This is a genomic window from Clostridium sardiniense (genome assembly GCF_016907995.1).
Taxonomy (GTDB): Bacteria; Bacillota; Clostridia; order Clostridiales; family Clostridiaceae; genus Clostridium; species Clostridium sardiniense.
In genome coordinates this window covers 217,729-231,199 of record NZ_JAFBDA010000001.1, presented here as the reverse complement: position 1 = coordinate 231,199, position 13,471 = coordinate 217,729, and the positions used below count along the sequence as shown (strand labels likewise).

The following is a 13,471-nucleotide window of genomic DNA, read 5'->3' as shown; positions in this document are numbered from 1 at the left end:
TAAAATATTACTTCTTAAATTTCTTACTTACATTCATATAAATTAAAGTAAATATTATAGAAATATACATGATTACTTGTCCTATGACAAATAATGCCTTCTTTTCAAATACTTCACTTAAAGCAAACAGTAATATAGAAAAAGCAATTACAAACATGAATTTCCCCATATATTTGCATAAAGCAGGAACATTATATTTTGCTTTCTCTTCCTTTGACATTGTATTAAGTCCTGCAATTAAGAATGCTCCCTTCCCCATTGAAAAAATAACTCCTAAGAAAATAAATAATCCTATAACTAATCCAACAAAAATCATTCTAAAATCCATAACCTTTATCCCCTTTATACTATTTATATAAAACTCTAGTCATATCTATTTCTATGCTTTATAAAAAATGTAATGAATCCTAATAGCACCATCACTCCAACTATTATGAAATAAACATCACTAATCTCCTCTTCCCATAATGCAGTATCTAATAATTGTACATGTCCATTTGATGGGTACCAATCCTTAACATCAAAAACTTCATAACCGCCTTTTTCTTTTTTAATCTCTCCATAAAGATGAAATTCAAGGTATTTAGGAATGCCTTTCTTAAATGTAGTTAATTCCTTGTAAGGAGTATTCCCTATTATATTGCTATCAGTAAATTTATTCTCTGAATTTCCTTGTCCATCTGTTGTTAAAAATCCATCCATTGAAGAAAACCATACCTTTACCATTGTATGATTTTGATTATCCATTTTCTTTGGCAATTTATATGGTAACAATGGAATTGATATTAGGAAAATTACAATTAATGTAACTGTTATTTTTCTTATCAACCTATCTCTCATTATTAATCCTCTACCTTTTAAAACTCTGTGTTTTTATTGACTTATTCTACGAAAATACTATTCTTTTCTAACAATCTTAAAATTAAATCCTTCAATCATTTCACTTTCACATATTATACAAACTCTCATATATAAATACCCCCTAATTTTTTAAATAGTAAAATTATCTTTCCAATAAATAGTAACTCTCAAACTAACTTAATAACACTATAACGAACCCTCAGCTTATCTGCCTTATATAAATTCATTTACTTTTTTATTATAATTATAACATATATTTCCACTACAACCATGATATATTACCTATTGACACTTATCCTAAAATACTATAATATAAATTGATTTATTAATCTAAGGAACTTTTATATTTAAATAGGATTATTAACTATACAATATGTAAGATATACTGATTGATAAAAAGCAAATGATAAACAGGAGTTAAAATTATGATAATTGGAAAGCTATTATTTATACTTTTTGGAGTGCTTTTAACATTATGGGGTATCCATAGAATGAAAACAGATGATGCCTTTTTTGGAAAGACTCAAAAGAGAAAAAACATATTCAATCTTTTAATAATGGGACAAGCTTCTGGAATAGGACAATTCTTAGGCGGAATTCTATGTATAATTATAGGTATTGTATCCTTTATAATTAAATAATTCATACATAAATGGAGTTAAGCTGTATTTTAAGGCTTAATTCCTTTTTTATAACTTCATTTAGGCTTAGTAATTACAAAAGAAAAAGCTATGAATATCATAAGATCTTCATAGCTTTTATTTTTATTATTTAAATCTAATAAATAACTCCTATTCAATAGCCTCCTATTTTCTATCTTAAGTTCACCTTTATAATTTTATCTTTTAATACTTCTATATTATCTCTATCTCTCAATATAGGAACTATATAAATTTCATCACTTTCAGGCATTATATATTGATTCAGATATGAATTTTCTACTTTATTTTCAAATCCTGCAATATACTTTAATTCTTTTTTAGCATCCCATACTATAAAGTCTAACTTTTTGTCCTTTTTATCAATGCTCATTCTATTCTCTACAAGTATCCTTGCTGGGTACCTCTTTACTTTAAGAATTTCAATTTTATCTCCATCATTTTCTATTACTTTATTTACCTTATATTCTTTAATAGAATTTGCTTTATTATCCAATGATAACTTTAATATATTTTTTTCAACTGGAATCTCTTCCTTCTTATCTCCAAAACCAATAAATAAATCACTTATCTTTAATTCTATATCAAGCTTATCTTGCATTTTTATCTCATTAGAACCCGTATCATTTTGAATAAAATTAAATGTCATCATTCCAGCAAAAGTATTTTCATCAATAAGACTTCCCTCTTCTATTGCATATTCATAACCACAATCAATATTCATCTTCATATTAGCATCAAACCAATATTTTTTTGCTTTATCTAATGGTTTATTACTAGTAACTGTATAAAATAACGTCATTTCTAAATCATCATAATATACATCTTCAATATTAATTGAATAATCGCCTGCTTTAATAGACTTTCTAACTCCCTCTACCACATTCTCATATCCATGCCTATCAAATTTTTCATTTAAATATTCTATAACATTTCTTACTATAGGTACTTGATCTGCAAATGCTGGAAAACTAAATCCTAATGTAAATATACAAGCTATAAAAACTACCGCTACCTTACTTACACTTTTAAACATATATTTTATTTTTGCCCTTCTACAAGTTTTATTAACTTTCTCTCTAAGGTGATTTGAAGCTTTAACTTCAGATTTTTTTGCCATCTCCTTTAATTCCATATCAAACTTATCCATAATATCCCCCTCTACTTTTCCTTAAGCATTACATAAAGTCTTTCTTTTGCTCTAGATAGCCTTGATTTTACAGTTCCCTCTGCAATGTCTAAAATTTTAGCTATCTCCTTATGACTCATATCATCAAAGTAAAATAATATTGTAGTCACTTTAAATTCCTCTGGCAAATTACTTATAGCATTATATAAATCTATGTGACCATCTTTATCAATTGTATATGTCTCTTCTTCAGCTTTACTATAAATTCTTTTGCTCTTAGAATAAATCTTATTAGATTCATTAATTAAAATTCTGATTAACCAAGTTTTAAAATACTTATCTTTTTTCAATGATTTTATATTTTTATAAGCTTTATAAATTGTATTTTGTATAGCATCCTCAACATCTACTTCATTACTCAATATACCTTTTGACACTCTGTACATAGAATCTAGATTATCCTGCATTAACTTAGTAAATGCCTCGCTACTCCCTTTCTTTGCTAAACTTATATCATATTTTTCTACTATAAAGTTTCCTCTTAAAAAATTTATTGATTCCACATTATCCCTCCCTTATGACCATTAGATATTCAATATCTATATAAGGTTCCCTCGTATTTATAAATATTTTATTAGAATTAGTATTACAGAATATTATGTAAACAATGTTATAATAGGTATATTATAGTAATTAGCTAAACTCTTCAATATTGTAAAGGAGATAAGATATGGATAATAATAAAACTCTAAGATTTGAACCTATAACTAAAGATGACATTATTCCATTAACCGATATAATGACAAGAGCTTTCGACTCTGATTCTAAGCTTCATACAGATAATGAAAAAGATGGACCTACTGGATATGATAATGGAGACTTTCTAAGGAAGTGGGCTTTAGAATCACCTTCTGAATCCTATAAAATATTATTAGATAATAGACTTATAGGAAGCTTTATTGTGTTTATAAATGAAAATCAAGAAAACTACTTAGGTAATATCTTTATAGATCCTGATATTCATAATAAGGGTCTAGGATTAAAAGTGTGGAAATATATCGAGTCTAAATATCCAAACACTAAGAAATGGACTACTGAAACACCCGGTTTCTCAAAAAGAAATCATAACTTTTATGTAAATAAATGCGGATTTAAAATAGTTAAGATACTTAATCCCCATGACTTACATATTGAAACTTATGTACTTGAAAAAGAAATACTATAAAAAACTTAAATAGACTTTTATAAATTCACTTAAATTCACTTAAATTCAAGTAATCATAATACAATAAAAGCCATGAAAATCATAAGATTTTCACGGCTTTTATTGTATTATGAAGATAAAATATTCTTAACTTTTTCTCTAACTTCTACTAATATCTTTATTCCTTTTTCACTCTTATTTATTTGAAATCCTTTTCTTTACAAAAGATATAATAACTAACCTTCAACTGTTCCATTAGGTTGTTTCTGCATTAAGATAATATTATTATGAGAATAACTATAAAACTTTGTCTTAAAAGAAAAATACTCCTTCATATTTTCTGGAGTATCAAAAATCTTTTCTATTCTTTTTTGAACATTACTTATTAATAACTCCACTTCTTTTCTCTTTTCATCTAACGACTTCTTTTTATATACTTTATACATAATTCACCTCTAAATATTATAATTTTTAGGATCTATTAGTTCTCCATTTTTGTTAAAACATAATCCATTGCTTAAATAAACCTTCCCTTCCTCTTTTTTTATTTCACTTAATATTACAGCATCTGCAATAGCTAATTTATCATCAATATACATTGCTAGTGCTACAATCATTCCTTTTTCTATGTATTCATAATTAAATTCATCTAAATCATATTCACTATCAGTTGAATTTAAAAAAATCCCCTTGTTTAGATCAAATAATCTATACAAGAAGGAATTAAAAAATTTTAATCTATATTCATTTAACATATTACTCTCCTACTGAATCAAATTTTAATATCTTTCTATCAAATAAAACTATAATAATCTCTTTTGATAGTAGATTGTTTTATTCTTCGATTTCTTCTTTTTCTGCACTTATTTCGATTTCCTTTTCTCCTCCTATTGCTATAATAGATAATTTTTTTTTCATCTATTATGTACCTTACTATTTCTAATTCATCATTTAAATTCATAGAAATCACTCCTTCTTATTAAATATTAAAAAGTTGTCTCCTTGGGAAACAACTTTAACTTAACACGTTTAAAATAGCTTTTTCTTGCTGAATATACTTCACTTTTTATAACTTCTATTTTCTCCAAATCAAATTTATATGTATAGATATATTCATCATAATTACAATACTACTAATTATAATTATCGGTTTTATTTAATATATCTTTATACTCTTCATTAACATCTTTAACATTATAAAACATTTTTAATATATATAGTAAATGTAAAAAATCAATATCTAAACCTTCACCAACTAATTATTCAAATTTAAATTGTATTTCAACTATTATTTTTGCTAAAGCACTAGATTCTAACTCACTTTCTATTATAAGTATAATTTAAAAATTGGAATGGTATAAAACTAGAGCATAAGTGTGGACTTTACATCTTGACTAACGTTGAAATAAAAGGTAATTTTTCTGATAACAAATATGATTGTATAGAACTTGAAAAAGAAATACTATAAAAAGACTTAAATAAACTTTTATAAATTCACTTTTAATTAAATAATTGTAGTAAAAAAAAGCTATGAATATCATAAGATTTTCATAGCTTTTATTTTCATTATGAAGATAACATATTCTTAACTTTCTCTCTAACTTCTAATGGCAAATTTCCTTCTAACATTCTCTCTAATAAATCATATCTCTTAATTCCATTTGATATTATATATTTTTCTATCATATTTACCTTCGCTTCTCTGCTCGGAATCAATTGATAAATCACATACCAATCTTCCAAAGAAGTAAAAGGAATATCAACTCCATTAATTTTTCTAGTTTCTGAAATTGACCTATTATCAAAAACATATTCAAATACTCCACTATTATGATTAATTCTAAACCCAGCCATTACATCAATATTAACACCATTTATTACATACTCGTAAAAATATTTTGTTGAATATGTAGAAGCTTTTTCCCATGGCTTTTTATCACCAATACTTTTAAGAATTTCATCTACTTTATCAATATCTTTAATATCTACAAAAATATCTATATCATTAGGTTTATCTATAAGACTAAATTGATTTAATAATATGGAAGCTCCCACTCCCCATACTACATTTGAATCATTAAGTTTTTTACCTATATAACTTAAAGTATTAAACACGTTATTTATCACCTCTTACTTCTTATTTATTATATTATATCACTTATATTTTAATCTTTATTGAGTGAAAATATATCTAAAACTTTATACATACATAGTATAAAAACTATTAAATATAGGTATTAAAAACCTAACATTAACAACACCAAATGTAAAATGTAAAGAATTAGAGCAAGCAATAAAAGAATATAGAAAATGAATTCTTTATTTACCTAAAAAGCCAAGTGCAGCCAAGCCAATACCCAAATTCTTTTTAAGTAATCCAGTAGTAGAAATGTCCATGTAAAATTTACCAACTTCTTGACTAAGTGTTTCTTTATCCTTGAACTTACGAACTGCTAGTTGTCGTAAAGCTTCTGCTAAGTCCATTAGTTGTTGCTCAAAATCTTTTCCGCTTTCAACTGCATTCTTAAATTCAATCAGTTTAGAACGTTCATCATCAAGAGTTTGTGTATTTAAAATTAAATCATAAACTCTTGCTAATAAATCATCTTGTTCTTCTATTCTTTTTTCTTTTTTACTCAATTTAATTACCTACTTTCTGCAAAAATATCCACCAGTAGCAGAGCTTGCCCAACCATTGCTAATAACTTTTAAAGTATAAGATAAGTTAATTTCTGTTTGAATCCATTCATATTTGTGTGTACTTATATTATATTGATATACTTCTGGTAAAACTGATCAAATGTTTCCCCAATTGCCTCCAGTAATAATTGATAACTGATGATCCGTACTTTTTCCAATATAGTCTAAATTTTTCGTATTATCTTAATTAATAGTTTTTGTATTTGATCTAAATCTATTATGTTTCCTTTAATTAAAATTATATATTAAATCTTAAAACAAGCAATATTTATGGATAAAAGTGGAAATAAAGAAAGTAGTGATTGTATGGAATTTGCTTGGAAGGTTCCAAAATAATAAAATGTTAGATATTAATAAAAGTGAGTATTAAAAACCTAAATTCCTAATACTCACTTCATTATTCATACTATTAAATTTACTTACCTTAGTAATATATCTTAGACTATTTAACTTAATAGTCTTATTTATAATATTTACCTTAGTAACTTTTAATTGCTTAAGAAGATTTTAAATAAATTTATTATTTCTTTCTTCTCTTAAGCATTCTAACACCTACACCTATTGAAGCTGCAGCTGCTGCAAGTCCTGCAAATCCAAATGCGTATCCAGTTGGTGGTACTGGCTTACTATTGTCAGCCCCTGGCTTGTCTTCTCCAGGTTTATTGTTATCATTTCCTGGTTTATTGCCCTCACCTGGCTTGTTTCCTTCACCTGGTTTATTCTCATCTCCTGGCTTATTTCCTTCGCCTGGTTTGTTTTCATCACCTGGTTTATTTTCATCGCCTGGTTTATTTTCATCTCCTGGCTTATTACCATCTTCAACCTCAGATACTGGAATTGCTATTCCATCTTGTGATGTTGTATCTTTTGAAGTTAATGTATTTTGGTACATTAAGTAGTAAGCTGATGCTGACCAACTGAAGTTTGTTGTATGAAGTCCCTTACCTGTTTCAGGATTATAATTTTCTCTTATTGGTCCATCTCCCATAAGGCCTTCTGCATTATTAAATAATTTCTTCGCCATTCTTTCTGCATCTTTATCAAATCCATAGTTTTGAAGAGCCTCTACACCATATAAAGCTTGGTCCATCCAAACTGGTCCTCTCCAATATTTATTTGGATCGTACTTTGAATTATCCTTTGAAGCTGTTGGGAATGGTACAAATGTATCAAACTTTCCTGGATCAGTCATATTATCTTTAACTTGTTCAGCTTGTTCTTGTGTTGCCATCTTAGCCCATAGAGGAATCCAACCTTCAGTTCCTTTTCCTCTTTCATCTAACATGTTCTTTTTCTTTCCATCTGCACTTATTTGAAGATCATAGAAAAATCCTGTCTTTTCATCAAACATATTTTCACTTACGTATTCTCTTACGTAATCTGCTTCTTTCTCATACTTTTTAGCATCGCCATTATTTCCAAGCTCTTCTGCCATTGATTTTAAGAAAGCTTTTTCTGCATAAAGATATGCATTTAAATCAGCTGATTCTTGGTTTATTGAATATCCAATAAGATTTCCCTTCTTATCTTTATTTTCAAATACCTTAACTCCAATATCTTCTCCCCCTGCGCCTTCTTTATCGAATCTAGTAGCATTATCCATACCACTTTCCCAAGCAGCAGCTAAGATTACTTCATCTTCATTAAATTTAGGATTTCCATCTTTATCTTTTACTATATTTCCATTTTCATCGTATAACCAATGAGCATCATGTACCATTCCACCATATTCTGCTATACCATTTTTATCGTGGTCTCTATTTGTATACCACCAGTTATGGTACTCAACAAGTTTTGGATACATTTCTTTTAAGAAAGCCTTATCCCCTGTTGCTTCATATACATTCCAAACAGCCCAAGCTGCTAATGCTGGCTTTGAGTTTCTCTCATTCCAGTTACCGCCATCTTCTCCTCTAGCTCCATCTTTGTTATAGAATATTGCATCAATTATTGCGCCCTTATCCTGAGGTCTAACATCATCCTTACTACTTATTTGATAATCAAATAATGCTCTAATATTATCCTTAGCTAAATCTCCATTAAAGTTTGCTGTAGCAACTGCTTGCTTCCATGAATCCCATGCCCACATTCCTATAAACCATTTGTATGACATTGAAGGTACTATACCATCATGCTTTATAGCACCTGCTGCACTTCTCCAGTTTGTAGTTAATGTTTCAACTGATTTTACAGCAGCATTTTTATATTCTGGGTTTCTTGTGCTCTCTACCTTTTCAAATGTTTTATCTAAATATCCTTGCCAACGCGTATTGTTATCTGCAAAGTGCTTGTCTCCATTTTTAATAAAATCATCTAACTTTTTATTTTCTTGTTTAAGTTCCTTATCAGTAAATGTATAACTTTGAGTTGAATATGTTTTAAATTCTCCCTTAGGTGCTATTTTCACTGCATCTTTTAATTTGGTAGTGTATTCTTTTCCTTCAACTTTAGTTTCTACATTACCATCATATTTAACTGTGAACTTAGTTTCAGGAGTTGAGAAGAAGTTCCATGTATCTCTAAAATCTGAGAAGTTAACTTGAACTCCATCATTTGTAGCCTTTAAGCTTTGCTTTAAATCTATAACTTTTTTACCTGTATTAAATTCTCCAAAGATATTTCCAGTCCATTGAACATCTAAGTTTAGTTCTTTGTCTGTCTTATTCTCAATTTCTGTTCTTACAAGTGCACTTCTATTTGATGCAAATATAAGCTCTAATTTCAAGTTAAAATCTTGCATTTCATATACTTGTACTAATTTTCCTGGATAATAATCAAAACTTACCTTTTTAGCTTTTGTTAAATCATATAGTTCATTATTATCAGCATTTTTAACTTCTATTTTGCTTATTGTATCTGACATATTTACAGGATACTCTTCCCCTATAATTACAGGCCCTGCAAATCCCCCGTAAATATTTGTTGCATCCTTACTTGGAAGGTAGTATCCATGCCAAGCTCCCATATCTGAAAAGTTATTATACTTATTTGTTGAATATGATCCATATATTTCTGATGTAGGATTTGCAGTTACATTAAGTACATTTTTAAAATCTGTAACCTGATCTCTTCTATCCTTTGCTAATGCGTTTATTCCCCCTAGGTTTCCAGCAATTACAGTTGCTGCTAAAACAGTAGCTATAAGTGTTTTTTTCTTAATTCTAAAAGCCATAAAATTATTCTCCCTTTCCAAAATTACTTTTTTTATAATTAATTAGTCGCGACACCATTATTAACTTAAATATTTTTTTAATTTATTTGTAAATAAAAAATACCCAAATCAAAGTTATTCTAAACATATAACTGCACACTAATAGACCACAAAAAGTATGGTTCTTTGCGTATAGATAATGTAAGAATTAAATTTTGACTTAGGTATTGCCTCCTTATTGAGTAACAATCCAATTATTAACTTGTATAAATATCCTTTACAATCCAAATATTATCATGTAAAGGTTTAATGGTCAATAGTTTTTTGAATTTTTATTAAATATTTTTAATTTTTAGTGAATTTATAATCAATTTCGACATATTCATTAGTTTTCTCTTAAGAATAATCTCCTCATCTTTATGTGAAAAATATATAATAATATCAATTTAAGTCACTAAAACCTACAATAGAAATTCTTTTTAGCTCTATAAAAATACTATTTATATATTTCTATATTAATCTTTAACAATCTACTACACCCTAAAATTTCACTTTGCAGCTTCTTATTAAAAGTTTGAGAAAAATCATTAAGAGGCTTGAAAAAGAAAATAAAAAAACTTAAAGAACAGACTAAAATAAATTATGCTGATATTTATAAATAACTATAATTTTATGGAATTTATGTTGTAATTAAACATATGGATTAATGTACAATTGTATCTAAAAAAAAGGGGGATAACTTGGAAAAAAAGTCCACAATTATTATAGGAATATCAATTGTCATAGGTTTTCTTATTTTGGGAGGGGCGATAATTTATTCTTTTAAGCATTTTACTGAAAATGATATAGTTAATAAGAGTAGATATGAGATGATACGCCCTAACGACTCAAATATTATAATATTTGATAAAGAGACAGGCCGATATTGGAGAAAATTTATTAAATCAGATGAAGGTCCAACTGATTGGACAGAAGAAACAATAGATTTTTTGAATGAATAATACACAGTTTTCTTAAATTACTAATTAAAAACTCCAACAAATAAATTTGCTGGAGTTTTTATTATTACAACATATTCTTAACTAAAAATTGTTCTTTCAAATTCTCTTATTATACTCTTATTTCCATAATCAATCTTAACTTCATAAAGACTTATTTCATCACTTGCTAAGTCATAATCTTCGAAGTCTGAAGGTCTAGAACCTGAAGCATAATCTTCTATAATATCATTTATAGCAGATACAGGTGCAATAGTATCTTTTTCATAGAATCCCCCATCTGTTGAATCTATATTTATACTAAGCATTGAATCTAATCCATCATCTAAACTTTCAATATCCATTATTCTATAATATTTAAGTAGTAAATATAATGCTGTATTTAACTTCTTACAATCAACCTTTGGAAGATCCTCTAATTGCTCCTCTTTAAGTAATACACCGTAGTTTATAACTCCCTCTATTACCTTTAAAGCTTCTAAGCTTGTTAATTCTGAATAATTTATACCCTTAATTAATTTTTCTTTATCTCCACTTTTAATATTGCTGTTAATAATTATTATTTGTTTAAGTAATTCATTGATATCAAATTTTTTCATATGTACCATCTCACTTCTCTCTACTTTTATATATAATTATTGTAACAAAATTATAAAGACTAAAAATTAATTTGTAATGATTTTTTTATAAATAATTTATTACTTATTTTAATTACTCATACTTTAATGCATCAATTGGGTTAAGCTTAGCTGCCCTTGATGATGGATATAATCCAGCTAATATAGTAATTATTATCGCAAAGCTTATTGTTATTAAACATATCTTAAGTGGTGATGCAAATACATTATCTAAAAATGATGTATCCGTAACCCCTTTAGATTTTAGTACATACATTGCAATTGCCTTAATTACAACTAAGTTAAATAAAGAGAATAATGTTCCAAGTACTCCCCCTATAAATCCAATTGTTCCAGACTCTACTAAGAATATTGCCTTAATATCACCTTTAGATGCACCAACAGCTTTCATAACACCAATAGATTTAGTTCTTTCATAAATAGACATAATCATTGTATTTATTACTCCAAGTGCTGCAACAAATAAAACTATTGCTCCACCAATTGCAAGTATTGATTTAATAACTATAAATATTGATTTAACTCTCTCTGCAACATCTTCCAATGAGAATGTTGTATATCCTAAATCTTTTTGAATATACTCATTAATTGTCTTAACATCAGAAGCATTCTTAACATTAACATTTATAGTTGTTGGTCCAACTTTTGCATAAGTGTATTCATTGTTTTTCATAAATTTATTTATCTTATCTGCCACTCCAATTGTTGTAATTACGCTATCTGATTCATTTACTTTTTCATTTATTACTCCAACTACTTTTACCTTTAGGTTCAGTGGTTTCTCCTTTATATTAGCAAAACTTTTATCTGCTATTATCTCTATTTCTTTTCCTATCATGTCTTTAGGATTATCTATTCCTAATTTCTTTGAAAGCTTTTCTGTAATCATACATTCACTTGCATTATTATCTTTAATTAAATTACCTGATATTAAGTAGTCTATACTATCATCTTTCTTCTTTTGTCTTGCTGAATCAACATTTGACTTTGCATATATACTGTAATTAGTATCTACACCATTAACAGAGGCAAGTTTAACATCCTTATCTCCAAGCTTGATGCTACTAATACTAGCATTAAACATTGAAACTATATCTTGAACGTCCCCTTTTTCTTTAATCTTATTTATATTTTCTTTTGTAATTTCTTTAAACTTAGTATCTGCTACTGCATTTTCATTAGTATTTGCACTATCATCTACATCATCTTTATACTGAGTAGGTATAACTGATATAGCTTTTATATTATTGAATTCTTCTAAAGAATCTGTTATTAAATTTTCAACGCCTTTTCCGAGGCTTACCATTGTAATTATAAGCATAACTCCAATAGCTACTGCAAAAGCGGTTAAAAATGTTCTAAGCTTTCTTCTTCCTAAATTAGAAAAAGCCATCTTTATGTAATCTTTAAATTTCATTTTTTCTTATCCCCTCTATTTTTCCATCCTTAATAGTTACTACTGTTTTCACTTCATTTGCTTGTTCATTATTATGAGTAACCATAATAATTGTATATCCCTTTTTATTAAGATCCTTAAGTAATTGCATTATTTGTGCTCCAGATTTAGAATCTAGATTACCTGTTGGTTCATCTGCAAATATTATCTCTGGATTATTTACAAGAGCTCTTGCAATAGCAACCCTTTGCCTTTGTCCCCCTGACAATTCTGTTGGCTTATTTCTAATCTTATCTTTAAGTCCAACTTTCTCTAAAGCTTCAGTTGCCATTTCAACTCTTTTCTTTCCAGATATCCCTGCAAATATAAGTGGCATCATAACATTTTCAAGTGCAGTCTGTGTTGATTCTAAATTAAAATTTTGAAATATAAATCCAGTCTTTGTACTTCTATACTTTGCAAGTTCCTTTTCCTTTGAAGTACTTATGTCTTTACCATCTACAATAACTTGTCCAGTAGTTGGTTTATCAAGTCCCCCTATAATATGCATAAGAGTGGATTTACCTGATCCTGAAGGACCTACTATAGCCATGAAGTCTCCATTTTCAACCTCTAGATTTATATTATCTAAAGCATTAAAAACTTCTTTACCCATAGTGTATCTTTTATTAATGTTTTCGAGTTTTATCATTAGTTTATTCATCCCCCTAACTAATACGTTTTTCCATATTTCAT

Annotated in this window: 16 protein-coding genes; 3 read left to right on the top strand and 13 right to left on the bottom strand. The window is 27.6% G+C overall.

Going from position 1 to position 13,471, the window contains the following annotated elements; all coding sequences use genetic code 11:
• Window positions 1-7 precede the first annotated feature (7 nt).
• Together JOC62_RS00915 and JOC62_RS00910 are read right to left on the bottom strand one after the other, a co-directional pair.
• Entirely contained in the window at window positions 8-328 is a 321-nt protein-coding gene (locus JOC62_RS00915; protein WP_243424975.1) for a DUF3784 domain-containing protein, read from the bottom strand.
• A 35-nt stretch (window positions 329-363) separates the two neighbouring features.
• Window positions 364-840 (bottom strand): hypothetical protein, encoded by a 477-nt coding sequence (locus tag JOC62_RS00910; RefSeq protein ID WP_204593275.1) that lies wholly within the window; start codon window positions 838-840, stop codon window positions 364-366.
• Between the two features lie 446 nt (window positions 841-1,286).
• Between JOC62_RS00910 and JOC62_RS00905 the strand changes: the two genes are divergently transcribed.
• Entirely contained in the window at window positions 1,287-1,502 is a 216-nt protein-coding gene (locus tag JOC62_RS00905; protein WP_204593274.1) for a hypothetical protein, read from the top strand.
• A 172-nt stretch (window positions 1,503-1,674) separates the two neighbouring features.
• Here the strand turns inward: JOC62_RS00905 and JOC62_RS00900 are convergent, their stop codons facing one another.
• Window positions 1,675-2,670 (bottom strand): DUF4179 domain-containing protein, encoded by a 996-nt coding sequence (locus JOC62_RS00900; RefSeq protein ID WP_204593273.1) that lies wholly within the window; start codon window positions 2,668-2,670, stop codon window positions 1,675-1,677.
• 11 nt (window positions 2,671-2,681) lie between these two features.
• Entirely contained in the window at window positions 2,682-3,212 is a 531-nt protein-coding gene (locus tag JOC62_RS00895; protein ID WP_341534775.1) for an RNA polymerase sigma factor, read from the bottom strand.
• Between the two features lie 167 nt (window positions 3,213-3,379).
• Here JOC62_RS00895 and JOC62_RS00890 point away from each other — a divergent pair, with 167 nt between their 5' ends.
• On the top strand, window positions 3,380-3,874 hold the full coding sequence (locus tag JOC62_RS00890) for a GNAT family N-acetyltransferase (protein ID WP_204593272.1): 495 nt from the start codon (window positions 3,380-3,382) through the stop codon (window positions 3,872-3,874).
• Window positions 3,875-4,089: 215 nt separating this feature from the next.
• On the opposite strand, the gene JOC62_RS00885 is transcribed toward JOC62_RS00890, so the two are convergent.
• The 6 genes from JOC62_RS00885 to ygjK all read right to left on the bottom strand — a co-directional run bounded on the left by JOC62_RS00885 (window position 4,090) and on the right by ygjK (window position 9,725).
• Window positions 4,090-4,299 (bottom strand): hypothetical protein, encoded by a 210-nt coding sequence (locus tag JOC62_RS00885; RefSeq protein WP_204593271.1) that lies wholly within the window; start codon window positions 4,297-4,299, stop codon window positions 4,090-4,092.
• Window positions 4,300-4,308: 9 nt separating this feature from the next.
• Window positions 4,309-4,608, bottom strand: a complete 300-nt coding sequence (locus JOC62_RS00880) for a hypothetical protein (protein ID WP_204593270.1) — start codon at window positions 4,606-4,608, stop codon at window positions 4,309-4,311.
• 38 nt (window positions 4,609-4,646) lie between these two features.
• On the bottom strand, window positions 4,647-4,814 hold the full coding sequence (locus JOC62_RS00875; RefSeq protein ID WP_204593269.1) for a hypothetical protein: 168 nt from the start codon (window positions 4,812-4,814) through the stop codon (window positions 4,647-4,649).
• A 605-nt stretch (window positions 4,815-5,419) separates the two neighbouring features.
• Window positions 5,420-5,968: a nucleotidyltransferase gene (locus tag JOC62_RS00870; protein ID WP_341534774.1), complete on the bottom strand. Its 549-nt coding sequence runs from the start codon at window positions 5,966-5,968 to the stop codon at window positions 5,420-5,422.
• Window positions 5,969-6,172: 204 nt separating this feature from the next.
• Window positions 6,173-6,493 carry a bacteriocin immunity family protein gene (locus tag JOC62_RS00865; protein WP_207758129.1) on the bottom strand — a complete coding sequence of 107 codons (321 nt, stop codon included), beginning with the start codon at window positions 6,491-6,493 and terminating at the stop codon, window positions 6,173-6,175.
• A gap of 580 nt (window positions 6,494-7,073) precedes the next feature.
• Entirely contained in the window at window positions 7,074-9,725 is a 2,652-nt protein-coding gene (ygjK, locus tag JOC62_RS00860; protein ID WP_204593267.1) for an alpha-glucosidase, read from the bottom strand.
• Between the two features lie 719 nt (window positions 9,726-10,444).
• Between ygjK and JOC62_RS00855 the strand changes: the two genes are divergently transcribed.
• A complete protein-coding gene (locus JOC62_RS00855) occupies window positions 10,445-10,705 on the top strand; it encodes a hypothetical protein (RefSeq protein ID WP_204593266.1) in 261 nt (86 codons plus the stop codon).
• Window positions 10,706-10,782: 77 nt separating this feature from the next.
• Here JOC62_RS00855 and JOC62_RS00850 read toward each other — a convergent pair whose 3' ends face one another.
• The 3 genes from JOC62_RS00850 to JOC62_RS00840 all read right to left on the bottom strand — a co-directional run bounded on the left by JOC62_RS00850 (window position 10,783) and on the right by JOC62_RS00840 (window position 13,427).
• Window positions 10,783-11,301 (bottom strand): hypothetical protein, encoded by a 519-nt coding sequence (locus tag JOC62_RS00850; protein WP_204593265.1) that lies wholly within the window; start codon window positions 11,299-11,301, stop codon window positions 10,783-10,785.
• A 112-nt stretch (window positions 11,302-11,413) separates the two neighbouring features.
• A complete protein-coding gene (locus JOC62_RS00845; protein WP_204593264.1) occupies window positions 11,414-12,757 on the bottom strand; it encodes an ABC transporter permease in 1,344 nt (447 codons plus the stop codon).
• Window positions 12,747-13,427, bottom strand: coding sequence for an ABC transporter ATP-binding protein (locus JOC62_RS00840; protein WP_204593263.1), 681 nt, complete (start codon window positions 13,425-13,427; stop codon window positions 12,747-12,749). Before JOC62_RS00840 ends, JOC62_RS00845 begins: the two co-directional genes overlap by 11 nt.
• Window positions 13,428-13,471: the final 44 nt, after the last annotated feature.